At 50.3% G+C, this 25560-nt stretch carries 25 protein-coding genes; 3 read left to right on the top strand and 22 right to left on the bottom strand.

Translation table 11 applies throughout. The annotated features are described in order from the left end of the window. From ACLO87_RS10690 to flgB, 15 genes are all read right to left on the bottom strand, one after another. Positions 1 to 696 (bottom strand): 3'-5' exonuclease, encoded by a 696-nt coding sequence (locus tag ACLO87_RS10690; RefSeq protein ID WP_430223654.1) that lies wholly within the window; start codon positions 694 to 696, stop codon positions 1 to 3. Beyond that, a complete protein-coding gene (locus ACLO87_RS10695; protein WP_430223655.1) occupies positions 693 to 2618 on the bottom strand; it encodes a DUF294 nucleotidyltransferase-like domain-containing protein in 1926 nt (641 codons plus the stop codon). The genes ACLO87_RS10690 and ACLO87_RS10695 overlap by 4 nt, the downstream gene beginning before the upstream one ends. Before the next feature lie 171 nt (positions 2619 to 2789). Beyond that, the gene (locus tag ACLO87_RS10700) at positions 2790 to 3098 is read right to left on the bottom strand and encodes a hypothetical protein (RefSeq protein WP_135862063.1); all 309 of its coding nucleotides are present in this window, start codon (positions 3096 to 3098) and stop codon (positions 2790 to 2792) included. A 3-nt stretch (positions 3099 to 3101) separates the two neighbouring features. Continuing rightward, positions 3102 to 4568, bottom strand: a complete 1467-nt coding sequence (locus ACLO87_RS10705; RefSeq protein WP_430223656.1) for a methyl-accepting chemotaxis protein — start codon at positions 4566 to 4568, stop codon at positions 3102 to 3104. A 65-nt stretch (positions 4569 to 4633) separates the two neighbouring features. Continuing rightward, a complete protein-coding gene (gene flgL / locus ACLO87_RS10710; protein WP_135862067.1) occupies positions 4634 to 5923 on the bottom strand; it encodes a flagellar hook-associated protein FlgL in 1290 nt (429 codons plus the stop codon). A 26-nt stretch (positions 5924 to 5949) separates the two neighbouring features. Next, entirely contained in the window at positions 5950 to 7629 is a 1680-nt protein-coding gene (gene flgK, locus ACLO87_RS10715; RefSeq protein ID WP_135862069.1) for a flagellar hook-associated protein FlgK, read from the bottom strand. 97 nt (positions 7630 to 7726) lie between these two features. After that, positions 7727 to 8683, bottom strand: a complete 957-nt coding sequence (gene flgJ / locus ACLO87_RS10720) for a flagellar assembly peptidoglycan hydrolase FlgJ (protein WP_430223657.1) — start codon at positions 8681 to 8683, stop codon at positions 7727 to 7729. Positions 8684 to 8687: 4 nt separating this feature from the next. Further along, a complete protein-coding gene (locus ACLO87_RS10725; RefSeq protein WP_430223658.1) occupies positions 8688 to 9809 on the bottom strand; it encodes a flagellar basal body P-ring protein FlgI in 1122 nt (373 codons plus the stop codon). A 9-nt stretch (positions 9810 to 9818) separates the two neighbouring features. After that, positions 9819 to 10502 carry a flagellar basal body L-ring protein FlgH gene (locus tag ACLO87_RS10730; RefSeq protein WP_135862109.1) on the bottom strand — a complete coding sequence of 228 codons (684 nt, stop codon included), beginning with the start codon at positions 10500 to 10502 and terminating at the stop codon, positions 9819 to 9821. A 37-nt stretch (positions 10503 to 10539) separates the two neighbouring features. Continuing rightward, positions 10540 to 11325 (bottom strand): flagellar basal-body rod protein FlgG, encoded by a 786-nt coding sequence (gene flgG, locus ACLO87_RS10735; RefSeq protein WP_135862075.1) that lies wholly within the window; start codon positions 11323 to 11325, stop codon positions 10540 to 10542. 32 nt (positions 11326 to 11357) lie between these two features. Next, positions 11358 to 12104, bottom strand: a complete 747-nt coding sequence (flgF, locus tag ACLO87_RS10740) for a flagellar basal-body rod protein FlgF (protein WP_135862077.1) — start codon at positions 12102 to 12104, stop codon at positions 11358 to 11360. A 9-nt stretch (positions 12105 to 12113) separates the two neighbouring features. Next, positions 12114 to 13358: a flagellar hook protein FlgE gene (gene flgE / locus ACLO87_RS10745; protein WP_135862079.1), complete on the bottom strand. Its 1245-nt coding sequence runs from the start codon at positions 13356 to 13358 to the stop codon at positions 12114 to 12116. A gap of 51 nt (positions 13359 to 13409) precedes the next feature. Beyond that, a complete protein-coding gene (locus tag ACLO87_RS10750) occupies positions 13410 to 14099 on the bottom strand; it encodes a flagellar hook capping FlgD N-terminal domain-containing protein (RefSeq protein WP_135862081.1) in 690 nt (229 codons plus the stop codon). Between the two features lie 11 nt (positions 14100 to 14110). Next, a complete protein-coding gene (flgC, locus tag ACLO87_RS10755) occupies positions 14111 to 14518 on the bottom strand; it encodes a flagellar basal body rod protein FlgC (RefSeq protein ID WP_430219336.1) in 408 nt (135 codons plus the stop codon). A gap of 8 nt (positions 14519 to 14526) precedes the next feature. Further along, a complete protein-coding gene (flgB, locus tag ACLO87_RS10760) occupies positions 14527 to 14934 on the bottom strand; it encodes a flagellar basal body rod protein FlgB (protein ID WP_135862085.1) in 408 nt (135 codons plus the stop codon). A gap of 170 nt (positions 14935 to 15104) precedes the next feature. Between flgB and flgA the strand changes: the two genes are divergently transcribed. The 3 genes from flgA (at position 15105) to ACLO87_RS10775 (ending at position 16672) form a co-directional block, all read left to right on the top strand. Continuing rightward, the gene (gene flgA / locus ACLO87_RS10765; RefSeq protein ID WP_135862087.1) at positions 15105 to 15791 is read left to right on the top strand and encodes a flagellar basal body P-ring formation chaperone FlgA; all 687 of its coding nucleotides are present in this window, start codon (positions 15105 to 15107) and stop codon (positions 15789 to 15791) included. 106 nt (positions 15792 to 15897) lie between these two features. Further along, entirely contained in the window at positions 15898 to 16188 is a 291-nt protein-coding gene (flgM, locus tag ACLO87_RS10770; RefSeq protein ID WP_430223659.1) for a flagellar biosynthesis anti-sigma factor FlgM, read from the top strand. 16 nt (positions 16189 to 16204) lie between these two features. Beyond that, on the top strand, positions 16205 to 16672 hold the full coding sequence (locus tag ACLO87_RS10775) for a flagella synthesis protein FlgN (RefSeq protein WP_430223660.1): 468 nt from the start codon (positions 16205 to 16207) through the stop codon (positions 16670 to 16672). Between the two features lie 4 nt (positions 16673 to 16676). Here the strand turns inward: ACLO87_RS10775 and flhF are convergent, their stop codons facing one another. The 7 genes from flhF to ACLO87_RS10810 form a co-directional block, all read right to left on the bottom strand. Beyond that, entirely contained in the window at positions 16677 to 19070 is a 2394-nt protein-coding gene (gene flhF / locus ACLO87_RS10780; protein ID WP_430223661.1) for a flagellar biosynthesis protein FlhF, read from the bottom strand. Next, complete coding sequence (flhA, locus tag ACLO87_RS10785) at positions 19067 to 21181, bottom strand: flagellar biosynthesis protein FlhA (RefSeq protein WP_135862093.1); 2115 nt, start codon at positions 21179 to 21181, stop codon at positions 19067 to 19069. Before flhA ends, flhF begins: the two co-directional genes overlap by 4 nt. After that, positions 21178 to 22335: a flagellar biosynthesis protein FlhB gene (gene flhB / locus ACLO87_RS10790; RefSeq protein WP_430223662.1), complete on the bottom strand. Its 1158-nt coding sequence runs from the start codon at positions 22333 to 22335 to the stop codon at positions 21178 to 21180. The genes flhA and flhB overlap by 4 nt, the downstream gene beginning before the upstream one ends. Before the next feature lie 177 nt (positions 22336 to 22512). Continuing rightward, positions 22513 to 23160: a protein phosphatase CheZ gene (gene cheZ, locus ACLO87_RS10795; protein WP_135862097.1), complete on the bottom strand. Its 648-nt coding sequence runs from the start codon at positions 23158 to 23160 to the stop codon at positions 22513 to 22515. A gap of 15 nt (positions 23161 to 23175) precedes the next feature. Then, the gene (cheY, locus tag ACLO87_RS10800; protein ID WP_135862099.1) at positions 23176 to 23562 is read right to left on the bottom strand and encodes a chemotaxis response regulator CheY; all 387 of its coding nucleotides are present in this window, start codon (positions 23560 to 23562) and stop codon (positions 23176 to 23178) included. Between the two features lie 49 nt (positions 23563 to 23611). Next, positions 23612 to 24667, bottom strand: a complete 1056-nt coding sequence (locus tag ACLO87_RS10805) for a protein-glutamate methylesterase/protein-glutamine glutaminase (protein ID WP_135862101.1) — start codon at positions 24665 to 24667, stop codon at positions 23612 to 23614. 44 nt (positions 24668 to 24711) lie between these two features. After that, a complete protein-coding gene (locus ACLO87_RS10810) occupies positions 24712 to 25560 on the bottom strand; it encodes a CheR family methyltransferase (RefSeq protein WP_135862103.1) in 849 nt (282 codons plus the stop codon).

Raw genomic sequence — 25560 nt, forward strand, 5'->3', positions numbered from 1 at the left:
TTAATAGCCACGCTTCTTCTGCTGTTGCTGGCGTAGCTGTCGCACCTCACCCCATGTCGTTAACCCTAGTTGAGACGCTTTACGCAAAGCAATCAGCAGTAGCTCCGCAGTGACCATGGCATCACCCAATGCGTTATGACGCTCTATGCCTTGCAACGCAAAGTGCTCCACCCAGTCATCCAGACTATGCTGTGTACTGGCTTTATCCGGAAATAGCGCAGGCAAATACTCTGCCACATTCAGGCTCTGCGGCTCATAGGGCCACTTCAGCGCAGACTCAAAGGCCTGCTGCAATAACAAGGCATCAAACCCCGCATGAAAACCCACCCATACGCTCTGCTGCCCATGCTCACAGAGCGCCTGCAATACTTCTGCTGTGTTATCACCCTGCTGTAGCGCACTAGGCGACAACCCATGAATTAACATTGCATCTGCCTGCAACGTACCTGTATGTTGCAGTACATGATAGAAAGCCTCGCCGTAGCACAACGATTGCTCTACTACCGCTATAGCCCCTACCGACAAAATACGATTATTTTTGCGCTGCAAACCATCAGACTCTAGGTCCAATACAAAATATCGTGTGCCTAGCAAAGGCCGCTCCCACGGGCTTAGCCACGGCAACGCAACATCTGGCCTTACTTCTGCCTTTTTCAAATACCGCTGTAAGAACTTTTTGACGCGTGTAGTAGTCATTGTTCTAGTGCTTCACGCAAAGGCATAATCTGCCGCAATGCTTCACGGAACAGTCGCTTTTCTAAAGGTGTGAGCTTAGTGGACTCATCTTGCTCCAATTCGTTTTTCAGTTCTTGCTGATGCTTGAGTAGATGCAAATAATTAAAGGCCTGACGCAATGCATGTGCCGATGCTAGCGGTATCAGCTGATGCTGCACCAAACAACTAAGCCGTTTTAAGGTGTTCGTATCATTACAGCCGTGCTCTAGCGCTAGCACACGTACTGCTTGTGTGAGTACGCGTAAACCTTGTTTACGAAAATCTTGGTCTGCCACCACAAACTGCTTACTTTCCAGAAACTGCTGTAACTGCTCGGCCGAGGGCAATCTATAGCGCAACACCGTTTTCTTCAATCGTCGTAGCGCATCACCATGCTCTTGCAATCGTTGCAACCACTGGCTATGCCATTGCTCCCAAGCCAAACCACTGCCCCACACACAGCGCTGATCCAACAACGATTGCTGCTTGGATAAGTCTCTGGCAGACCCCGACTCTAGCCATGTTGTCATGTGTTGCTGCCATCCTTGCACAGACTGACAATATTCTGGAGAGCTAGCCAGTTTCTCGCTTTGGCATAATTGCATGCCGCACAGTTGTAATACCTCTATCACCTGCGCTGCTAATGGCAACAGTTTTTTCTGCCTTTCTACACCCTGCGCGGTATTCTCTGCCTCAAATACGATGCCACTTTGCTGCTTGCTAAATAGCCACTGCTCCCCTCTAGCACCCGCACCAAACACTACCCAATCAAACGAAAAATCAACAGCAGGATGGTCTGGTAAACACAGCGCAATCGCCCTGCTAATGCAGTGATCGCGTAGTCCGCTAATAAGCTCCATTAGTTGTATAGCATCGGCGCCATGGGCTTGCATCGTCGTCAGCACAGGCTGCACGCTGCGATAAACAGCCGCTAGCTCATCTACCGTTGCTGCATGATAGAGCCTGCGCGATACGCTGACCAAATCCACCCGCTGCAACGCAAATACATCACGCTCCGACACCACACCGTACAATCGGCCGTTCTCGATGATGCATACGTGGCCTATACGGTGTTTGGCCATCAGCAGCGCCACATCAAACACCGTAGCATCCAGACCCAACGCAATCAGTTGAGCACTCATCACCTGCGATACAGGCTGCTCTAAGTTGCCTCCTTGCGCTACGATTCTACGCAAATCACGTAAGGTAAAAATACCTGCAGGATGCTCATCTTCCATGACCACAATGCTGCTGATACCCTGCTCATGCATGTGTCGCACTACTTCTCGTAGTGGCAGTTCGGGAGTACAGGTAATGGGTTCGCGGGATAGTAGTGTATCGAGTGGTGCATTAAGGTTTGCTCCTACCGCATTACGCTCGTAAGCACTGGTACGCGTTTGCTCATACAGTTGCCCAAATAAGCTGCTCACCCCTTTAAACACAAAATGACGCAAGCTTTCAGACTGGTGCAGCACATGCAGAAAATCGGTTTTATCTACCTGCACACAGAACACATCTTCTGCTGCCACATACAAACGGCTAGTAGGCCTTTCCCCCATCAGCGCCCCCAGAGGAAAGCAGTCTGCCACCCCTAGCATCCCTATCACCTGTTTTTCTAAGCATTGCCCGGCAGCATCATGCTCCACACTGGCGATACGTACCATCCCCTGACGCACTATCCACAACTGCTCACACGTACCTTGTGCAGGCGATGCAATTACATCGCCTTTCGCATAAAACACCAACTGCCCACGCTTTAACAACTGCAGCATTTCCTCTGCTGACAAATTACTAAAGGGGGGATACTGCTTGAAAAGCTGTATAAGCGATTGCAGCCCTTGGCGCACGGCCTCTTGGCCAGTGGTCAATACAGCAGAGGGCTTGGATACAAAGAGAGAACACATAGCGTAATCTGCCTAGGGAGTAAACGTGGAAGTCATGGGCTATCCACCTACTCTTACCCTAGCATAAAAGCTCTTTTTCCACGATGAACCTAAAGTCGTAGAAGCACAGTAGACCCAATAAAAAAAGCACGCCTATTCTGCGTGCTTTTTGCTGTGTGTATGACGAGTTTACTAGCTGGTTGAACGGCGCAATATCTGGCGTAATACCTGATCTGGGCCGAACTCTAACCATAAGTCACGTTCCATATAAATCGCATCAGGTACCAACGCACGGCTAGAATGCCAGACTTGTATAGAACCACCATCAGGTTGAGGGTACACCGTCACCGGCGCAGCCCCTAACCCCAAACGTGCATCAGCTACCGTGGTAACGCCAGGCTCTAACCATGCTGTATTACTGTTATACGCATTACCTGTGCTGTAACAAGCTGCCAGCATCAGCGTTAACGCCACTAAAGATGCACGCCACAACGATTTCACGTTTTAGAACTCCACCCAGTCATCATCACTGTTTTGCGCTTTCTTGCTACCGCTTAAATCAGGACGCAACAATGTCATATCGTTAACGGCGGCACTGCTACTTTTCTTAGGCAAGCTAGAGGTAGCACTGCTGTGTGCTGCCGCTGCACTGCTAGCTGTACGAGCAGAAGTTAGCTGTTTACCTGCAGTACCAGTTGTTGCTGCAGAACGGTGTTCGGTATTGGTCTGTACCTTTCTAGCCTGCTTTGCACGTACTTGGCGAGCCGCAATATCAATGACTTCGGACTCAGGCAATCTGAAGCTGGTCACGGCATCTTGTACATGCTTGAGTTCTGCATTCAAGGTGGTAGCCGCTCTGGCTGTTTGCTCTACCAAGCGTGAGTTGTATTGTGTGGCCTCATCCATTTGACCTACAGCACGGTTGATCTGATCAATACCTGACGACTGTTCGATTGTCGCTGCCGTAATTTCACCCATGATGTCAGTCACGCGTTTCACGGAATCTACGATTTCCTGCATGGTAGCGCCAGCGCGTTCTACCTGACCTGAGCCTTCGCTTACTTTGGAGACGGAGTCATCAATCAATGCAGTAATTTCACGAGCAGCCTGCGCACTACGTTGAGCCAACGCGCGCACCTCAGAAGCCACTACCGCAAAACCTCTACCTTGCTCACCAGCACGCGCTGCCTCCACCGCCGCATTCAACGCCAAGATGTTCGTTTGGAAAGCTATGCTATCAATCACACCCACAATATCGGCAATTTTGCTGGAACTAGCTGAAATGCCTTGCATCGTGGCAACCACTTCACCTACCGCTTTACCACCACGTTGCGCTACGTCAGATGCTGTAGCAGCCAGTTGGTTTGCTTGATGAGCGTTATCAGCATTCTGACGTACAGTACCTGCTAGTTGCCCCATACTGGCAGCCGTTTGTTGCAAAGCGGCGGCTTGGTCACTAGTACGATCACTCAAGTTACGGTTGCCATCGGCAATATCTATAGAACCAGCACTGATCTCATCCATACCGTTGCGCACCGCGCTAACCATGCGAATCAACGCATCTTGCAATCTGCGCAGGGCCGAGAACATGCTGCCCATTTCGTTATCTGTTTTCACCACTACGCGTTGGCTTAAATCGCCAGCAGCCATGCTTTCAAAATGCTGCATAACTTGGTGCAAAGGACGTACCACACGCACTGATAAGTACTGGTACATCAAGATAGCCAAAATGACGGTTAACACGCCAAAGCCAATAGACCAGTACAAACTAACCTGGTACAAGCTTTCCGCTTGCAGCAAATGTGTTTTCAAGGCCGATGCATTCACGCTACCACTTGCCAACTGCTGTAAAGCAGCCAGACTTTGTGCATGAAAATACAGCCCCAGTACGGCAATCAGCAATGCCGACAAGAACAACCCTGCCAGCAAAACGGTAGCACCCGTTTTGATTTTAATATTTTTGAATAACATCTGCTTTACCCAGTTTAGATAGTCAACTGCCCACTACGAACCAAAACTCTGACGAAAATGATCGGTTAACCTGCTCTCATTGCCAGCAAACTTGCAGCTTGGATTTTCTTGAATGCCAACACAGAGGCCTCCAACGCCGCACTACGTTGTTCTAACTGCGAAGACGCTGTGTAGTAATCCAGATCTTCAATACGAATCAGCTCTTTGCTCAAGTGCAAGGCTTGTAACGTACCGTTGTCATTCAATGCAGCGATCTCATTCATGCGTCCGCCCACCGAGGCTCGTACCGTCAGAATGTTGTCGTAGTTGATGTCCAAACGCTGCATAGCACCATTTAGCTGGTTACGCAGGGCTGCCTGAGCCACTGGATCACCCGATGAGGGTTGCTCTAACACATTAATCAGGTCGCTCAATGTGTTGAACAGGTTTACATCCGTTTTGTCGTAATCACCGCGCGCCGTAGCCGTAGCACGTTCTACGCTAAAGCTATCGCCTGCAGCAGGCTTACCTGCAAAGAAAATGCTGATACCAGAATCATCGTTGCCAGCAGGCAGATTGATGATGGTTTCGCCTTTTTCATTAACGGTATACGCCTGCGGATCAGACACCACCGTTGTAATAGAACCATCGGCCTCAAGGTAGTTGGCCTCTACTTCATAGGTATCACTATCCGTGAATCGCACTTCAAAGCTCACCATATTTTGAGCGGCTTTAGGATTCACAATGCTTGGTTGAGCAATAACCCCAGTACCATTGTTGCCAGACGCAGCACCAGTAATAAAAGAGTTTGCACCAGGCGTTACGCGAGAAAAAACGTCTACACCATGGTTGCTAGTCGGTAACTGGCGGGTTTGATCTACTTGTACCAAACGCTCTACTTCGTCACCGTGATAGGTAACAGAAGTACCGTCATACACATACGGTGCTACGTTACCTTGGCTACCCGAAAACAGGTATTGGCCTGCAGCATCTTTGCTGTTTGCCAAGCCCAGCAACGATTCCATACTATCGCGCAACACGTTTGCCAGTGTGGAGCGGTCGGCATCAGACAAGGTGCCGTTACCTACTTCCACCAAACGCGTTTTAACATCACGTACCTGTGAGGTTAAGGAGTTCAGAATATTTTCTTCTTCGCTCAGCATGCGAGTAGCCACATGGCGGTTTTCTGCAAAGCGTTTATTCATGCTTTGTGCCTGAGCCAAGGTAATACTTTGTGCCGCAGCCAATGGGTCATCCGCTGGTGACAAGGAGCGCTTCCCACTGCCAATTTGCTGGAAGATTTCCATCAACTGTGACTGCTGACGGTTAACGGAATTCAAGCCGGTCTGAAAATACAGATTAGTACTGATACGCATGAGTGTTTTCCTGTTAAGACCGCGGGTTAGTTACGCAAACCCAGCAAAGTATCAAACATGTTCGAGCTCACCTCGATCATGCGAGACGCTGCACGATACTGTTGCAAGAACTTATCCAGATTCAGTACTTCCTCGTCTTCGTTTACGCCAGAAATACGTTGTTGCGATGCATAATTTTGTTGAATCAAGTTGGCTTGTGCTTTAGCCGCTGTTGCATTTTGCTGCGCTTGCACCGCTACTTTATTCACCAACTGGCCATAAGCTTCGTTGAAGTTCAATGAGCCATTACCCAACGTGCGCTGCTCTTGGAGCTTGGCCAATTTCAAGGCGATATCGCCATTAGCAGAACCCAATGGGTTACCATCGGCATCTTTACCTGCAGCTGCTACTTTTGCTGGGTCGTCCAACACTAGCTCTATACGTGCAGCGGCATCGCGAGTAGGTTGCACCAACCAACTATCACCGTCTACTGCCGACGAAGCGCCATCAAACTTGAACTGCACACCATCAATTTCAAAACCGTTTTCGGCTTCGGTTGGTGTGACGACTTTGGTCGGGCCATTAGGCAGCGTTTTCACGCTGTACTCGCCATTACGGAACTCAATCTGGTAATCCGAAGCGGTCAACTTATTTGCATCGGTTAACGAGATATTCAGATCAGGAGCAGGCGACACACCGCTTTTGTTGCTAGGAATAGGTTTGCCCAACTCGATGCGGAAGAAATCACCGCCTGCGTTGCCCGACAAATCAAAACCTTCAGCATGCACGGCATTAATAGCGCTGGTAATACCTACCGCCAATCTACCCAAATAGTTTTGAGTGGCATCCAAAGACTCGCTGCGGTATCTCAATAAACCGCCCAATTGGCCGCCTTTGAAATTACTATCTTGCAACTGCACTGTTTTGCCTACGCCATCCTCAAATGCAGCGGTGTACGCCACTACTACTTTAGAGGGGTCGCTGTTAGACGTTTGCGCTTGCAGCGGGAACACTTGACTACCGCCCAACAATACTTGGCCGTTGTTCAAGGTCAAATTGAACACGCCGTCTTGCTCAATCACTTTCACGTCTACCAACTGGTTCAACTCCATCACCAGTTGTTCGCGCTGATCCAACAAGTCGTTAGGACTATGATCCGGTGTAGCCGCTTTGGCTGCCGTGATCTGTTGGTTCATATCGTGAATACGCTCTACGTAACTATTAATCTGTGAAACCGTAGTACGCACTTGTGTATTAATGTTGTCGCGCTGCGCTTGCAATGAGCTTTGCGCGTCATTGAATTGCGTGACCAAGCTTTGTGCTCTACCTAACAGCTCTTGCCTAGCATCGGGATCGCTAGGGCTGGATGCCACAGCGTTCATCGCATCAAAGAAATTCTGAATAGCAGGGCTAATACCCACAGTACGGTCGCCAAACAGGTTATTCACCTGAGAGATCTCGTTACCGTAAGTGATCAAGGACGCGCCAGCGCTTTGTGACTGCACCAACTGGTTCCAGACAAAAGAGTCGTATGCACGTTGCACAGTAACCGCTTGCACGCCGCGCCCCACATAGCCCGCCCCTATGTTCTGAGCGCCCGCTGTTTGGGACAACACCGTTTGACGGTTATAACCCTCAACTTTTGAGTTGCTGATGTTATGGCCGGTTATCTGAAGATTTTGCTGCGCATTTTGCAGAGCAGACAAACCGAGGCGGGATAAATTCATAACAAATTCCGTTTTTGAGAAAGCGCTGCCAACCAAGGCAACGCAAACACGATCAATGGACTATTAACGGGCTACAGCAGCGAATCTTTAGGGGAGATTAACGGCTTCCCGCATCAAAATACGCCATGATCTTTATCAGCTTTTGCGCATAGTTAGGATCGGTGGCATAGCCGGCATCTTGCACACGCTGTGCTGCTTCTTGAGGAGTAGATGCCTGCATAACCGACTCATAACGTGGGCTGGTACTAATTAAACGCGCATAGTCAGCCAACGAATCTTCGTACGAGTCATAGGCACGGAACGGTTGTTTTACTTTTTTGTATTCACCATTCTCAAATTCGGTGGTCATGATGTGTGCCACCTTGCCTGTCCAACTCTTACCTGCCTTAATGCCAAATAGGTTATGCGTACTTTGACCATTCTCATGCAAAATTTCACGCTTACCCCAGCCAGACTCCAGCGCAGCTTGGCTAAGCAGTAGCTTCATCGGTACGCCACTTTTCTCTGCCACCGCTTCTGCAGCAGCATGCATTTTCCCTACAAAGTTACGCACATGCTCGGGCGCACCCCGCACTGCGGAATACACCTGATCCAAGCTACCTTTAGCACTTAACTTACGGATTAACGCGCTAATAGAAGGGGCATCCACATGACGTGCCACGCCTTGATCTCTATTGGCTAAACCTTGCTGCCACGCATTGGAGTCAGGTTGCCCCATACCCGTTTCACCCCCCTGCATCTGGCGTATCAAGGCTTCTGCCAACCCTATACCGGGGTTCGCCAATTGCAGAGATAACTGTTCATCTCCCATGTTCTGTGTCATGCGTACTTGTTCGCTATCAAACAATCCATTACCACTGGCATTAGCACGCGCCTGCTTAAGCAACTGCTGTATAAACAATGCCTCGAACTGCTGAGCGATTTGCTGTTGCTCTGCTGTGCCGCCTTTATTGTCCTGAGCATTACGTTTCAACTGCGCCAATTGCTCGGCATCAAACATAGAAACAGGTTGTTCTGCACCAGAACCAGGACGGGGATAGTAATGGATACTCATGAGATCAAATTACCTCTAGGTCGGCACGTAAGGCACCTGCACTCTTCAGGTTTTGCAAAATGGAGAGCAATTCTTGAGGGGTAGCACCCAGCGCATTCAATGCACGTACCACATCGGCCAAGTTGGCACTGGTACTCACTCGCTGCAACGCCCCACCGTCAGATCGCATTTCTATGTCAGTGCGATCAGTAACCACCGTTTGGCCTTCAGTAAATGGCGTATTAGGTTGATTGACTTCAGACTGCTTGCTGATCACGATAGACAAGTTGCCATAAGCGATGGCAGCCTCATCTATAGTCACAGTACGGTTCATCACCACCGTACCTGTGCGGGCATTAACCACCACACGAGCTCTAGCTGGCGGCAAGTTCACTTGCAAATTCTCTACTTGAGACAAGAACCCCGCCTGCATTTCAGGCCCTAACGGTGCTTGCACTTGAATCACACGCGCATTCAGTGCGGTAGCAATGTTGCTGCCAAAATGCCTGTTCAATGCTGCTACCACATTTTGTGCTGTGCCAAAATCGGAGCTATTCAGTTCTAGCGAAATCAGACCGTCACGGATATAGGTAGTAGGCACATCGCGTTCCACGATAGCGCCGCCAGGGATAATGCCACCATTTAGTTGGTTTACCTGCACACTAGAGCCACCCGACTCAGCGCCAGCACCACCCACCAACAAGTTACCTTGCGCCAAGGCATACACTTGGCCGTTCGCACCTTTAAGTGGGGTCATCAACAACGTACCACCGCGTAAGCTTTTGGCGTTACCCATAGAGGACACCACCACATCGACGGACTGCCCAGGTTGCGAGAATGCCGGCAAACGCGCTGTTACCATGACTGCCGCCACATTTTTCAGCTGCATGTTGCTGCCTTGAGGAATAGTTACCCCTAACTGCGACAACATGTTCGTCAAACTCTGTTGGGTGAAGGGTGCTTGACGCACTTGGTCACCACTGCCATCCAAACCCACCACCAAACCATAACCAATCAACTGGTTATCACGTACCCCTTGGATAGTGGCTAAATCTTTAATGCGGTCAGCCGCATGTGCAGGCAATTGCAAGCCCAGCAACACGCCAGCCAACAATACGCGTAATACCGTTCGTATAGGCATAGTCATAGTCATTAATCAGAACGGAGAAATATTCAGGAAAAAGCGCTGCAACCATCCCATGGTTTGCACCTCGTCCATCACCCCTTTGCTGCGGAACTCAATACGCGCATCAGCCACTTGAGTGGAACTGACTGTATTGCTGCCCGAAATGGAGCGCGGATCTACCACCCCCGAAAAGCGCATGTATTCGCTGCCTCGGTTGATGGCGATTTGTTTTTCACCTGCAATCTGCAGATTGCCATTAGGCAAGACGCCAATCACGGTAGTCGTCAACGTGCCAGAGAACATATTGTCGGCACGGCTACTCCCGGTACCATTGGCTTGGTTTTTGCCTTCCACTTCAAAGTTTTGTCTGGACCCTAGTTCGCTAGGCAAAATAGAAGGATCCACACCAAAATTCAAACCACCGCTGGAATTACGGTTGGTACTAGTGGAAACGTTTTTCGCCGCGTTCGTACGCTCTTGTATGACGATGGTCACAATATCGCCCACGTTACGCGGTCTACGATCTTCAAACAGCGGGTAGTTACCGTAAGCGCTAGGCTGGTAAATAGAACCATTAGCGACCACTTCCGGCAAAATTTGTGCAGGCGGTTGCGCTGTCAACGGCCCTGTTACCACAGGCTCAGGAGGCACCAGAGCGCAGCCTTGGATCAGCATTACGGCTCCTACCAGAGCCCCCAGCAGACTACGCATCATCACTTTCATTACTACCACGCTGTTATCCATCAACCGTTTACAGTTGCGTCAAACGCGCCAACATCTGATCCGATGTGGACACCGCTTTACTGTTCATTTCGTAAGAACGCTGAGCAATAATCATGTTGACCAGCTCTTCAGCCACGTTCACGTTAGAGGTTTCTGTGTAATGCTGACGCACAATACCGGCACCATCTAAACCAGGTTGCTGGAAGTTGGCCGCACCAGAAGAATCGGTTTCTACGTACAGGTTCTCTCCCATGCTTTGCAGGCCACCGGGGTTAGCAAACGTCGTCAACTGCAACTGCCCTACTTCAACGCTGGTACCTACTGCACCTGGCTGAGTCACAGACACCGTACCGTCACGGCCAATACTGATTTCCAAAGCGTTATCAGGGATGTTGATAGGCGGCTGAATGGGATAACCACCTGCCGTAGTCAACTGACCGTTTTGATCCATCTGCAAAGTGCCAGCGCGTGTGTAGGCAAAGGTGCCGTCAGGCATTTCCACCTGCAAGAAACCACGACCTTCAATTGCCACATCCATCGTGCCGCCGGTGTGACGCAAGTCGCCTTGCGTATGAATACGCTCAGTCGATACGGTGCGCACACCTGTACCCAACTGCAAACCGGTAGGCAACTGGTTGGCGGCCCCCACTTGAGCGCCAGGCTGACGAATGGTTTGGTACATCAAGTCTTCAAAGACGGCACGGCCACGCTTGAAACCTGCTGTATTCACGTTAGCCAAGTTGTTGGAAATCACATCCATACCAGTCTGTTGTGCTTCCAGACCTGTCTTGGCAATCCAAAGAGATCTAATCATTTGTATTCCTTCACATGCAACGCGTGCATGACTTAACCGTTCATAGACAGAATGGAATTAGCCCGTTCTGCATTGGTGTTGGCGTCTTGCAGGACTTTCATCTGCATTTCAAAACGTCTAGCGTTGTTGATCATGCCCACCATGGCTTCTGCCGCGCTGACGTTACTTTTTTCCACAAAGCCTGAAACCACTTTCACGCTTTCATCCATAGGCTGCGCTTGGCCGGTAGTGGTACGGAACAAGCCGTCATCACTACGTTGCAAGGTTTGTGGGTCCGGATTCACCAGTTTTAGCTGACCCAAAACCTGTATATCCCTAGGATTATCTCCAGCCCCTAATGCCGTGATCTGACCATCAGACGAAAAAGTCAGTACCGCACGATCAGGAATCTCAATGGGTGCACCGTCGGCAGACAATACAAATTGCCCACGTTGGTTCACCAGCATATTGTCTTGATCAATAGAGAAGTCACCCGCACGGGTATAGGCTTCGCCCTCAGGCGTTTGCACAGCAAACCAGCCTTGATCGGCAATTGCCACATCCAGTGGGTTACCGGTTTCGCTTAGCGGGCCAGCTTGCATGCGACTACCTGGTGTCACCGTGACGGTAGACACACGTGTAGGCAAACCAGGAGCGCCCTGAACGGGCACTGCTCGTTGCAACGCTAACTGCTCTCTAAAGCCTGAAGTATTGATGTTGGCCAAGTTGTTGCTCAGCGAAGATTGCTGTTCTAGCAAGCGCTGAGCACCATTCATGGCGGTGTAGATAATCCTATCCATGACTCAGCCTTAGCGCATGGTGATCAGTGTTTGCAACACCTGATCCTGCGTTTTAATGGTCTGTGCGTTCGCCTGGTAAGTACGCTGCGCAATAATCATATTGACCAGCTCTTGACCCATATCTACGTTGGACTCTTCCACCGACTGACCACGAACTACTGCCATACCGTTTTCGCCAGGTCTGCCCAAAATAGGCTGACCAGAGGTTGCTGTTTCAGACCACACGTTGCCGCCCAGTGGTTGCAAACCTTGCATGTTGTAGAAATCAGCCAAGACCAATGTACCCATAGTTTGAGTTTGGCCATTAGTGTAGTTAGCAACAATGCTGCCGTCTGCCGCAATGGACATACTGGCGTATTCACCCATTTTGTAGCCGTCTTGATCTGGCGTTGCGGCAAATGGGCCACCCAGCTGCGTGGAGCCAGCGTAGGACAAGTTGATGTCTAGGTTTTCAGCCGGCGAGTTACCACCATCCACGGTCAAACTCAGCGTCACAGCACCTGTAGGCGACACCAATTCACCAGCCTTATTGAAGGTCAATGTGTTGGTGGTAGGGATGATATCTGGATTGGCTGGATCAGCGCTGTTAGGATCAGGCGTACCCAGTACCTTACCGTTCATGAAGTACTGCACATCCCATACCGACTCACCATTCACCGCGTCACGCTTAATGAAATACTGTGTCACCTGATGGGCATTACCCAACGAGTCATACACGTTATAAGGGAAAGAGCTGGTATAGGTATCTGGGTTAGCAGGGTCTACTTTGGTACCTGCTGGCACAACCTTCGCATTGGAGTCCAGGTTGGCACGCAAGCTCATGTTGCTGGTTGCTTTAGGTGCAATGTTGCCAGTAGGAATACGAATAGGCTGCGGATCAGTAGAACCAGGCAAGTAGCCGGTCAGACGGTGACCTTGTGAGTTAGTCAGAAACAGGTTTTTATCGGGTGAAAACTGACCATTACGCGAATACACCACGGCACCGCTTTGATCCACCAGCCTAAATAACCCTTTCTCGCCGTCAATGGCCATATCAAACTGGTTACCCGTAATGGATACGGTACCAATAGTGAAACGCTGGTTCACACCTGCCACGCTCACACCCAAACCCACACGGGAGCTTGCGTAAACGTCGGCAAACTGAATATTGGAAGACTTGTAGCCCACCGTAGACGAGTTCGCAATGTTATTACCAATTACGTCCAAATTCTGTGACGCTGCATTTAACCCGCTTAAACCTTGTCCAAAACCCATGATTTCTCTCGCTTAAATTCGTTTGAATTCTTCACCACCCACGGTGAAGCCTTACATAATCTTGCGTATATCCAACAGCGAATACGTACCAGCCAAACCCAGATCCAACAGCAAACCTTTGGTGCTATAGGACACGCTGCCCACTTTGCCTGAGGTCAGCATTTCAGCTTTTACGGCTTTACCATCAGCATCCAATGCCTCTACCTTGGTGTTGTACGCACCATCGGGAACAGGATTTCCAGCGTCGTCTAGACCATCCCACTCTAGGCTGTGTATACCCAGCTTCATGTCTTCCAGCTCTAGCTGACGCACAACACGACCCGCTTGATCAGTAATAGACACAACCACTTTCTGTGCAGGTGCAGTGATATCCACCCCAAAACCGGTGGTGGACTTGATGCTGTTATCGTCGGGGTTGGTACCCACTTTGATCTTGCTACCTGGCACCAATACTTCTTTTCCAATGAGCGACGCCGCTTGCATGGACTGAGACACATCCAACTGCCCAGACACCGCCAACAAGGTGTTATTCAAATCTTGAATACCTTGCACTGTGGACATTTGCGCAATCTGGCTAGTGACCTGAGCGTTATCCATAGGGTTCATGGGATCTTGGTTTTGCATCTGCGTAATCAGCAATGTCAGAAACCTGTCCTGCGTTTCAGCCATCAAACTGTTATTTTGCTGACGCGCATAGTTCATGGGGTTAGCAGCCGCATCCGTGCCATTAACAGTAGTCATTTGCTTTCCTTTTACTGACCTAGACTCAGCGTACGCATCATCAAGTTTTTAGCGGTGTTAACCACTTCCACGTTGGCTTGATACGAGCGCGAGGCCGAAATCATATTGACGGTTTCAGCCACCACATCCACGTTTGGCATGGCCACATAACCTTGATCGTTAGCGAGGGGATGGTGAGGGTCATACTGCATGCGAGCAGGCGCATTGCTTTCCACCACCGACGCTACTTTCACACCACCCACCGCTGTTTGTGGACTTAATGGCGACACTTGAAACACCACTTGGCGTGCTTTATATGGCAAGCCATCTGGGCCAGCCACACTGTCTGCGTTGGCAATATTGCTGGCGCTGACGTTCATGCGCTGCGACTGAGCATTTAATGCTGAGCCTGCAATCTGAAAAATACTGAAATTACTCATGAGTCACCTTATTGCTGCAACGCAGTCATCAGCCCTTTGATACGCTGCGACAGAATGGTCAACGAACTTTGGTAGTGCATGCTGTTATCAGCAAAGGCCATACGTTCTACATCCATATCTACCGTATTGCCATCCAAGCTAGGTTGCAGCGGCTGTCTGTACAGCAAGTCGTTCTGCAGTGCCGTAGAGCCAGCGCCGGCAATATGGCGAGTGGAAGTCATATCCAACTTAACGGCAGGCAAGTTCATGCTGTTGCCCATGGCCTGCTGCAAGGCCTGACTAAAGTCTATATCCCGCGCTTTGTAGTGCGGCGTGTCGGCATTAGCAATATTGGCCGCCAATACTTCTTGACGCTGTTGGCGCAAACTTAATGCCGTTTTGTAAAAACTGAAATCTTCACCGATACGGTCGATCATGTTGTATACCTTTGTCTTGCGTTCCCTGAAGGAAACTCGCAGGCAGCAGCCATTTGCCACCGAATGCCATAATGGTAGCCGCGCGCCCTTCTCTACAAAGTAGGAAATAAGACAGTATTTCTTTGCTAGTTCAGTTCTTGCTTGCTGATTGCACTGACTACAATGCTGTCATGCGACACGTTTCTGCTTTAGTTTTCATGGCCCTGCTGGGCAGCCAATCTCTTTACGCCTCCCCCCTGCAATCAGCAGAGGAGATCGTAGAAGGCGTAAGCAATTACCTCATGGAACAAGCAGAGTCATTAGCAGGCACTGCCACTATCACCGTGACACCACCACGCTTGCAACAACAACCCGCATGTGAGAGCTTGAGCTATGCGGTGCCAGGCAATGCGGCATTGCGTTCACGTATGCGCGTAATTGTTACTTGTTTAGCCCCTGAAACGTGGACGGTACCGGTACAAGTAGCGCTGAACATCCAAGGCTTTTATTACGTCAGCAACAAAACCATTAACAAAGGCGAATTGATTTCGCTGGATGACTTAATCACTAGAGAAGGCGATTTGCTACGCCTTCCTCCTAACGTGGTCACCGACCCCAGTTTGATTGTGGGCTACATGGCTGGTCAGCGCGTGAACACAGGCAGCACCATCAAATCTACATTGCTGCAAAACCCGCAATCGGTACAACGCGGCCAAAGCGTACGCACCATTGCCAGAGGCAACGGGTTTGTGATCAGCAATGAAGGTCAGGCGCTACAAACAGCAGCGCCTGGCAGCCAAGTACAAGTACGTGTTGCTTCCGGGCAGGTAATTACTGGCACAGTGCTTGATTCCTCTACGGTTCAAGTGCCGCTTTAACGTAAAATGATCCTATTCTTTACAGCGCTACACGGCACCATTAAAGAAACAGCAGTAACTGCCGTTACTGTTGGAACCCAGCTTCTGACCTTTTACGTTCACTGCCATGAAAATTAATATCAGCTCCAGCAAACAGCCCGCTACTGACCGGCTTAGTGTTGGTCAAAACAAACGTGCCATGACGGATGCCTATCAGGCAAGCAACACCCCCTCTTCCAGTCAGGTTGATCTGAGCACCACCGCCAGACAATTGCAAAATCTGCAATCGTCCGAGCACGACCTGAATATTGAAAAAATCCAGTCCATTAAGGACGCCATTGCTTCTGGCAAATTGGAAATTGATACCAGCCGCATTGCGGACTCATTAATTGCCAGCGCCAGAGAGCTTCTGAAATAGCGCGAGTTACATCATCATGAGCACACAGTCTCTACAATCCTGTCTGAACCAAGCCATTACCGTCTTGGAATCGTTTAACCAGACATTGTCACAAGAAAACGACCTGTTGCTCACGACGCATGATGATTCCGACTTGCTCGCTTTCACGCAGAAAAAAAACCAGTTCTTGGCAGAACTAGAAACACAACACGAAGCATGTGGTCGCGCGTTAAGCGCATTGGGATTAGAAAACTCGCACGAAGGGTTAGTCACTGCAGCCGAGAGCGATGCAGAATTGGCCACTATCGTGCAGCGTTTCTTTGAGTTGGCTGAAACTGCTCAACATCAAAATAATCAGAACGGCATTATCATCCAGACCTATCTGGAGCATAACCAACAAGCCTTACAAGCCATCACCAGCATGATGCAGCGTTCGGAACAGGTTTATACCGCCCAAGGCAAAACCCGTCCGCACAAACTACAACACTCTGCTATTAAGGCCTAACTACTTAGGCCTCTTGCAGCGCTTCTTTCAATGCAAAGCAGCGCAATATTGCCTCAATCAGCTTAGGCGCAGTCAACGCACTGCGCTGCTGCAGCAATGCCTGCAACTGACCATACAAACCTTGTTGTTGCGACGAATACCGCACGTCACTGCCCGCTAACGCTAACAACGCCGATGCACGCAACTGCTGTGCTACTGACAACTCTTGCGCAGCATCCTCTTGCACCGCGCGCCACGCAGGCGCTAACAAACGTCCTACTAGACGCTGTTCATGTTGCAGCACTGCCCACATCGCCACATCAGCATCTGATAGGCCGGTAAACTCGCTCGCATGCAGCAAGACTACGGAATCTCGCAATACAGCACCGCTATAGCGATCGGTCAAACGTACCGCAATAAGGTCTAAGGGGAGTTCAGCGACACCTCGCTGACGGATAGAGACGCGCTCTTTAGCCACCCACAACGTTAAGCTAGGGATGGCCTGCCCAGCTAACTGCTGTAGCTGCAGCTTACGTGATAAATCGGATACTGCATGGAACTGCATTTGCTTAATTCTAGCCGCAGCACTGGTAGTTCCATTCTCATGCCAAAAGCGGCTACCCAGCGGCACGCTCGCCATAAAGGCTGTACCCTCAGCCGCTAACGCCTGCCATACCGCTGGTGTAAAACCTTCCAACATATGCATAATCGGTGTAGCGTTACGACGCTGCTCTACCCACCGCACTGCCTGCAATAATTGATCCGACCACTGCGGCTCTTGCAGCACATGCTCACCCACCGTATTTAGCCAACCCATAGGACCAGCTATCTGCTGCAACGGTGCAGCTAGCGCTTCACCGCGCTCTGTACACAGATTAGTCAGCAATACTTTGCTCTTATCTTGGTCGTTATCTAGTGCGATATTGACCGACTGATAACTGCTTAGCATCATTGTCGCCGCTGACTCACTCAGTTCATGCAAAGCAGAACGCATCAAGTCTTCTGCTTGCTCAGTCAAGTAGGCATTATCTTGCGGGCCCACAGACAAGTCGCGCCAACTATCAAAGGCGGCTGACAATGCCAGCGAATGCTCAATAGTCGATGTGTGCTTACGCAAGCCCTCTACATCTAGCTTGCGCATGCCTGCACCACTCATGACCAATGCCGTCAGTTTCTGTTTACGCGCTTGTTCATCAGCATCGCTAACTGATTCTTTTTGCTCGGCCACTGATAGCAAGGCAGCTAAGTCACCCGCCGTAGGGGCGTACAACGCTTTGCTGTTATAAGACGTGCGAGTAAATGCCAAATCCACCAACTGCTTGGCAGTCATAAAACGTAGATTTTCTGGGACTTTCTGACCATCTGACACATAGTGCACAGGCAACTGATAGCGTATAGCCGTATCCAGCGCAGGCCCTAAACGACTAGCTTCATCCACCTTAGTAATAATGCAGCCAGACAATGGTGTACCACCGTCAGTTTTGTACACCCTCGCTACTTCGTCTAGGGTGTCACCATGGCTAGAAGCATTCAATGCCAACAGACGCTGTATACGACGCCCTGCACTAGACAGCAAGGCAGCCTGGTCGGCCACAAAACGATCACGCTGGCTGATACCTACGTTATCAATCAAAATAATCTGGTCAGAACGAATACTCAGCAGCAACTGACGTAATCCTGCAGAGTCCTGCACCACGTGTACAGGTACACGCAGGATATCGGCATAAATTTTCAGCTGTTCGTGAGCACCAATACGGTACGTATCGGTAGTGATAAGCACCAGCTTATCTGGACCAAAACGTTTAACACAGCGGGCTGCCAACTTTGCAATGGTGGTGGTTTTACCTACACCAGTAGGCCCCACTAACGCCAACGCCAAGCCGGGTTGCCATAATCTTTCTTCACTGGCCAACACAGGCAAGTGAGTATCCAATTCGTGTCTGGCCCACTCAAACGCCGCTCTGTCATTCAGATGCGCAGGCATACGCTTCAACATGGCACGCAGCAACGCCGTACTAAAGCCATATCCCAGTAAGGTTTGGAATAGCGATAAGGTTTCTGGCGCTCGTTGTAGTTGATTGCTCCACAACAGTTCATCAATACGATTTTCCAGTGCACCACGCATCGCACCAATAGCAGTCATCAACTCTGCAGGCTGCTGCTGATTGATACCAGCATACGGTGCAGCAGTGGGTGCTAGCATACTGTCAGGCATGCTCGTCGCTGCGCCCTGAGCCTGCTCCGGCACAGGCATGGTTACGGGTGTGGGCTCGGCACTTGCCGTGGCATCTGTTGCCAGGATCTCCACACCACCGTTGACACGTCTATTGGATACGATCAAAGCATCTGGCCCTAACGCCAAACGCACCTGACGCATTGCCTCCCTACTGGTACTACCAAAAAAACGACTTACACTCATGCCTGATTACCTATCACTGCAGTCACTTTCATGACTCGTTCATCTGGAATTTCTTGGTTAGACAACACACCCAACTGCGGTAAATGGTGACGCAAGAAGCGAGACAACGATGGGCGCAGCAAGGCTGGCACCACCAAGACAGCCGCATCACCACGCTGCTCTTGCTGCATCGTGGCACGTTGCGCTTCTGCCAGTAGTGTTTCAGCCAAACCTGGCTCCAACGCCCCACTGCTGGTCAACGCCTGCGTTAAGACACGCTCAAGACGCGCATCCAAACCAATGACGTGCAATTCGCCTTCACCTGGGAACCACTGCTGCGTAATGGCTCTACCCAATGCTGTACGCACCATTGCCAGCAACTCAGCAGCTTCATCCAAGTTTGCACCCAACTGATTCTGGGCCTGCAAACGGGAAATGTTTTCGGACACCACTTCGATAATGGTGCGCATATCGCGGATGGAGACCTCTTCATCCAACAACCCACGCAGCACTTTATGGAACAGCCCCAAGCTGACCGTTTTGGGCACAAAATCTTCCACCAATCGTGGCAACTCTTTGCCCACACGATCCAGCAACTGCTGCACTTCTTGTCTGCCCAACAACTGCGCACCATGACGATGCAGCAAGTGATTCAAATGCGTTGCCACGACGGTGCTGGCATCTACCACGGTGTAACCAGCGATTTGTGCCTGCTCGCGCAGCGATACATCAATCCATACAGCGGGTAAGCCAAACGCTGGGTCGGTAGTAGGAGTACCCGACAACGTCATGGTGACACCGCCCGGATCTATAGCCAGCCACTGACCTGGCATGGCCACGCCCCGCCCCACTTCTACGCCATACAACAGCACACGGTAGTCATTAGGTTTCAACTCTAAGTTGTCACGTATATGCACCACCGGCGGCAAAAAGCCCACATCTTGGGCAAACTTTTTACGCAAACTGCGGATGCGGTGCAAAAGTTCGCCATTCTGCGCGTGATCCACCAACGAAATTAGCCTATAGCCCACCTCTAAACCAAGGGGGTCTACCATCGCCACATCATCCCAACTGGCTTCTGAGGCAGCGGCATCAGCCGCTCTTTCTGCCTCGCTAGGCCCTACTATTTGCGCCTGCTCTACTTGTTGTTGACGCTTGTACAGAGACCAACCAATAGCCCCCACAATGGCTGCAAAGGTCAGGAACGCCAAATGAGGCATACCAGGAATTAAGCCCATCAACCCCAAAATACCGGCAGTCAGAAACATCACGTGAGGGTTACTGAACAGTTGGCTTACCATCTGTTGACCCACGTCTTCGTCAGTAGCAACGCGAGACACCACCACACCCGCTGCAGTGGAAATCACCAACGCAGGAATCTGGGCAACCAGACCATCACCAATGGTCAACAAGGTGTATACGTGACCTGCTTCACCAAAGGACAAATCGTGCTGCATCACCCCTACGATCAGACCACCAATAATGTTGATGACCATGATCAGCAGACCAGCTACCGCATCACCACGCACAAACTTACTGGCCCCGTCCATTGCCCCATAGAACTCAGCCTCTTGCGATACTTCTTTACGACGACGACGCGCCTCTTCTTCACCGATTAACCCTGCGTTTAAGTCAGCATCAATCGCCATCTGTTTACCGGGCATCGCATCCAGCGTAAAGCGGGCACCAACTTCGGCAATACGTCCCGCACCTTTGGTGATCACAATAAAGTTAATGATCACCAAAATAATGAAAACGATTAAACCAACCGCGAAGTTACCACCCACCAAAAAGTGACCAAAAGCCTCAATCACCTGACCAGCGGCATCTGGCCCTTTATGGCCATTTAGCAATACCACTCGGGTAGAGGCCACGTTCAGCGCCAAACGCAGTAAGGTCGCAAACAGCAATACCGAGGGGAATGCTGCAAAATCCAACGGCTTTTTGGTGAACATCGCCACCAATAAAATCATCACGGCCAACGCAATATTGAAGGTGAACAGCAAGTCCAACAAGAATGGCGGCAATGGTAATACCATCATCGCCAACACCAGCAGGATCAGTACCGGGCCTGCCAGCATCTTGGCATGAGCCGAACCATTGGTTTTCAGTAAGGTTATAAAGCTATTCATTCAGCAGAAACATTGGCTGAAGTCGCCAAAGGATCAAAACCTTTGGGTACTTCCAAATTAACAGGCTGTTGCGGTTCCAGTCCTACACCTTGGTTCCAGTGACGTAACTGGAAAACCCAGGCCAAAACCTCGGCAACAACGGCATACAACTCAACAGGGATTTCGTGATTCAACTCAACGTGGCCATGCAAGGCTCGTGCCAACGGAGGCGCTTCCAATCTAGGAATACGATGTTCCGCCGCCAACTCACGTATACGCTGCGCAATTAGCCCCGTTCCCTTTGCCACCACACGCGGAGCCCCTTTCTCACCTTCGGCGTAGCGCAACGCCACGGCATAGTGCGTAGGGTTGGTGATAACCACATCAGCGGTAGGTACTTCAGACATCATGCGTCGCTGTGCCATCGCACGCTGCTGCGAGCGTATGCGTCCTTTAACGTGTGGATCACCTTCGCTTTCTTTGTGTTCTTCTTTTAGATCCTGCTTAGACATACGCATTTTCTTAAAGAAGCTGAACAACTGCCACGGTGCATCGATCAATACAATCACGATCAAACTAGAAATAATCAGTGCACAGCTTAAGGCCACCAAGCCTAAACCCTTCACCAACGCCTCGGTGTGATTCACGTGCATCAGACCAGTCATTTGATCTCTGAAATGCCAGATCACCATCACCGCCACGGCGCCTATCAAGCCAGCCTTCGCCAGCGCTTTAATCAACTCGATCAAGGTTTGCGCCGAGAACATCCGCTTGATTCCCTTCAGCGGGTTCATTTTTTCAAACTTGGGCTCTAAGGATTTCCATGAGAACAAGAAACCACCCAATAACGCAGACCCTGCAATAGCGGTGACCACTAGTGCCAAAAACAAAGGCAATAACCCTAGCAGGGCTTCAAATGCTTGCGTCGCTGCATTCGCCGTCATGACCGTGGCTTCTCTGGAAATGCGCACATCAAACCACATACTGCTGCGCATAACACCAGACAACGCCTTGTACAGCAAACCGCCGGACAACCACAGAGTGGCTGCCCCTACGGCCAAAATTAAAAATGTGCTGAGCTCACGCGAACGCGCAACTTGCCCCTCCTCGCGCGCCTTCTCTAGGCGCCGGGGTGAGGCCGGTTCGGTTTTTTCTAGATCGCTGTCCTCAGCCATGCTATGCGTTGCCAACAAAATTACGGATACATATCACTCCAGACCGTTATCGTGCTGGCACACGTATCCAAGCGTAAAAATTGTAGAGGCAAGCCGCAGCAAGCTAAGGACTAAGCAAGGGCTATAAACCGGCTTTATTCATAAAGCCGGATATAAAACTGAGGAGCTATACGATGCTTAGAAGCCCAAACTGGATAGCAAATCATCCACTTGGTCTTGGTCGGTGACCACATCGGCTGCGGCCGTGTCGATGACAGGGCCGTTTAACAAACCGGCGGTTTCTTCACGTTTTTCAGGAGGCACACTATCAATCAGCACTTGTACCAATTCGGTTTCTATTGTGCCTATGACTTTCAGCATGCCCTGAATCACTTGACCGGTTAAGTCTTGGAAGTCTTGCGCCATGATGATTTCCATCAGGTTTTCCTGAGTGGATTTACTGTGTCTGCCCACTAGATCTAAGAAGTCTCTAGTGTCATCCACCAGCTCACGGGCAACGGGCAACTCAGCGGGTGCATCAAACCATTGCTGCCAACGCTGACCCAGATTTTGAGAACCTGCAGACAGTTGCTCTTGCAGCGGACCGGTTTCTTCCGCTGCGGTGAGCACTTTATTGGCGGCCTGCTCTGTCATGCGCCCTACATAACGTAGCCTATCCCTTGCATCGGGGATGGCATGTGCAGCGTCCTTAACCGCCTGGTCTAGCCCTAGCTCATGCATGCTCTCGCGCACCAGCCTCATCAGCTGTGCGATACGCTGCACTACATCAAGAGACATCTGCCCCAATGGTTCGACAGTAGTTGTACTGCTATGATCTTCATCCATCCCAACTCTCCTGCTTTAGCCCATTTTTTCGAAAATCTTATTGAGCTTCTCCTCAAGCGTAGCGGCGGTAAAAGGCTTAACAACATAGCCACTGGCGCCTGCCTGAGCTGCTGCGATGATATTTTCTTTTTTGGCTTCTGCTGTCACCATCAACACGGGCATGGTAGACAAGTTGGCATCTGCTCGTATTTGCTTGAGCATCTCCAAGCCATCCAGATTGGGCATATTCCAGTCTGATACGACAAAATCAAAGTTGCCATTGCGCAGTTTTTCTAGGCCCATAGCGCCATCCTCTGCTTCATCCACGTTCTCGTAGCCTAAATCCTTCAGCAGATTGCGGATAATGCGACGCATCGTAGGAAAGTCGTCTACCACAAGAATTTTTATATTTTTATTAGCCATCAAAAGCTCTCCATCATAAATAAAGCACAGGCGAGGGCCTTTCGCCAAATCAAACCCTATGTCCGTAAGATCCTGCACTCGCCAGCAACTTTGCGCTGATTTCACCTAATGGCACAGCCTCATCTGCCGCACCAATCACCAGGGCTTCACGGGGCATACCAAACACCACACTGGTGGCCTCATCTTGGGCAAACGTCACAGCGCCTGCTTGCTTCATGGCCAACAATCCTTGTGCACCATCTTTGCCCATGCCAGTAAGCAATACACCCACAGCATTTTTCCCAGCCACTTCAGCGGCAGAACGAAACAGCACATCTACAGCTGGACGATGTCGGTTCACAGGTTCGCTGTCTTCCAACTCAATCACATAATTCGCACCGGAACGCGCCAGTTTCATGTGGGCAATACCACCTGGTGCCAAATACACATGCCCCGGCAACACACGCTGCCCATGCTCGGCCTCATGCACTTGCACCGCGCACAAGCTATCCAAACGCTGTACAAACGAGCGAGTAAACCCTGCAGGCATATGCTGCGTAATCAAAATTGCAGGGCTATTTGCCGGCATAGGCTCTAGCACCTGACGTATGGCTTCAGTCCCCCCTGTGGAGGCACCAATTAAGATCAGTTTTTCTGTCGTGGAGAAGTGGTGAGTTAAACGCGAACGTGGTTCACTGCTTGACGCCACCGTACTTTGACGGGGTTTGGACATGGCTGCAGCACGAATTTTGTCTGCAATCAGATCGGAGTAGTCCAACAAACCGTCACGCAAACCTAACTTAGGTTTGGTTACGAAGTCCACGGCGCCTAGCTCTAAAGCGCGGATGGTGACATCTGAGTTACGCTCAGTTAAGGAAGACACCATCACCACGGGCATAGGCCGCAACCGCATCAAGCGCTCTAGGAAGTCCAGCCCATCCATACGTGGCATTTCCACGTCTAAGGTCAATACATCCGGATTGTGCTGTTTGATTAATTCTCTGGCCACTAGAGGATCTGGCGCCGTTGCCACAACCTCCATATCAGAATGGCTATTGATGATTTCCATCATCAAACTACGTACTAACGCCGAGTCATCAACACAAATCACTCGAATTTTTTTCATGTTACGTTCAATCAGTTAAAGGGAGAGCCGCATGCGCTTTGTCATTACACGCGCACGTAAACGGTTTGTCCCTGTAAACGGAATGCCTTGCTCAAATGAGAAATATTTTCCGAATGCCCAACAAATAACAAAGCCCCTGGCTTCATCACCTGAGCAAACTTATCCAACAGTTTGCTTTGCGTTTCTTTTTCGAAATAAATCATGGTGTTCCTACAGAACACCACATCAAAACTTTGGTCTGTAGGCCAGTTTTCGGCAGACACCAGATTAATCATTCTGAAATCCACCATATTGCGTAACACAGGCTTCACTCTCACCATGCCCGCACGCTTACCTACTCCGCGCTGAAAATACTTTCTCAGCAAATGATCCTCTACGGGTTGCACTCTATCCTGCGAGTACACGCCCTCTTGAGCACGTACTAGCGCCTGTGTATCAATATCAGACGCCAACAAACTACAGCTAACATCTGCGTTGCTGACGTTCTCCTGCAATACCATGGCAATGGTGTATACCTCTTCGCCCGTAGAGGCTGCCGCACACCACACCGACAACGGTTTACTGCGCTTTTTCACAAACTCAGCCAACGTACCAAAGTGATGGCTTTCTCTAAAAAAAGCCGTGTGGTTGATAGTGAAGGTATTTACAAACCGCTCCCACTCAGGGGCTCTAGGGTTATGCTCCAGAAAATCCAAATACTGGCGCACTTCCGTTACGGCCAAACTCTTGGCCTCAAGCCCTAAACTACGGGCCACCATATCTTCTTTGTGCTCGCCCAGCACAATGCCCGCTCGCTCTTTAAGCATGCGGGCCGTACGAGTGAAGTCATCCCTTGTCGCTTGCGGTATCACCGGCAAGGAGTAGACAAAAGATTCCGACGTAAGATGAGTCAT

The sequence above is a fragment of the Paenalcaligenes sp. Me52 genome (genome assembly GCF_050487965.1).
Classification (GTDB): domain Bacteria; phylum Pseudomonadota; class Gammaproteobacteria; order Burkholderiales; family Burkholderiaceae_B; genus Paenalcaligenes.

Coding starts and splice junctions, on each gene's coding strand:
- ACLO87_RS10690 (WP_430223654.1), bottom strand. CDS start 696: ATGACTACTACACGCGTCAAAAAGTTCTTACAGCGGTATTTGAAAAAG.
- ACLO87_RS10695 (WP_430223655.1), bottom strand. CDS start 2,618: ATGTGTTCTCTCTTTGTATCCAAGCCCTCTGCTGTATTGACCACTGGC.
- ACLO87_RS10705 (WP_430223656.1), bottom strand. CDS start 4,568: ATGTTATTCAAAAATATTAAAATCAAAACGGGTGCTACCGTTTTGCTG.
- flgL (WP_135862067.1), bottom strand. CDS start 5,923: ATGCGTATCAGTACTAATCTGTATTTTCAGACCGGCTTGAATTCCGTT.
- flgK (WP_135862069.1), bottom strand. CDS start 7,629: ATGAATTTATCCCGCCTCGGTTTGTCTGCTCTGCAAAATGCGCAGCAA.
- flgJ (WP_430223657.1), bottom strand. CDS start 8,683: ATGAGTATCCATTACTATCCCCGTCCTGGTTCTGGTGCAGAACAACCT.
- ACLO87_RS10725 (WP_430223658.1), bottom strand. CDS start 9,809: ATGACTATGCCTATACGAACGGTATTACGCGTATTGTTGGCTGGCGTG.
- ACLO87_RS10730 (WP_135862109.1), bottom strand. CDS start 10,502: ATGATGCGTAGTCTGCTGGGGGCTCTGGTAGGAGCCGTAATGCTGATC.
- flgG (WP_135862075.1), bottom strand. CDS start 11,325: ATGATTAGATCTCTTTGGATTGCCAAGACAGGTCTGGAAGCACAACAG.
- flgF (WP_135862077.1), bottom strand. CDS start 12,104: ATGGATAGGATTATCTACACCGCCATGAATGGTGCTCAGCGCTTGCTA.
- flgE (WP_135862079.1), bottom strand. CDS start 13,358: ATGGGTTTTGGACAAGGTTTAAGCGGGTTAAATGCAGCGTCACAGAAT.
- ACLO87_RS10750 (WP_135862081.1), bottom strand. CDS start 14,099: ATGACTACTGTTAATGGCACGGATGCGGCTGCTAACCCCATGAACTAT.
- flgC (WP_430219336.1), bottom strand. CDS start 14,518: ATGAGTAATTTCAGTATTTTTCAGATTGCAGGCTCAGCATTAAATGCT.
- flgB (WP_135862085.1), bottom strand. CDS start 14,934: ATGATCGACCGTATCGGTGAAGATTTCAGTTTTTACAAAACGGCATTA.
- flgA (WP_135862087.1), top strand. CDS start 15,105: ATGCGACACGTTTCTGCTTTAGTTTTCATGGCCCTGCTGGGCAGCCAA.
- flgM (WP_430223659.1), top strand. CDS start 15,898: ATGAAAATTAATATCAGCTCCAGCAAACAGCCCGCTACTGACCGGCTT.
- ACLO87_RS10775 (WP_430223660.1), top strand. CDS start 16,205: ATGAGCACACAGTCTCTACAATCCTGTCTGAACCAAGCCATTACCGTC.
- flhF (WP_430223661.1), bottom strand. CDS start 19,070: ATGAGTGTAAGTCGTTTTTTTGGTAGTACCAGTAGGGAGGCAATGCGT.
- flhA (WP_135862093.1), bottom strand. CDS start 21,181: ATGAATAGCTTTATAACCTTACTGAAAACCAATGGTTCGGCTCATGCC.
- flhB (WP_430223662.1), bottom strand. CDS start 22,335: ATGGCTGAGGACAGCGATCTAGAAAAAACCGAACCGGCCTCACCCCGG.
- cheZ (WP_135862097.1), bottom strand. CDS start 23,160: ATGGATGAAGATCATAGCAGTACAACTACTGTCGAACCATTGGGGCAG.
- cheY (WP_135862099.1), bottom strand. CDS start 23,562: ATGGCTAATAAAAATATAAAAATTCTTGTGGTAGACGACTTTCCTACG.
- ACLO87_RS10805 (WP_135862101.1), bottom strand. CDS start 24,667: ATGAAAAAAATTCGAGTGATTTGTGTTGATGACTCGGCGTTAGTACGT.
- ACLO87_RS10810 (WP_135862103.1), bottom strand. CDS start 25,560: ATGACTCATCTTACGTCGGAATCTTTTGTCTACTCCTTGCCGGTGATA.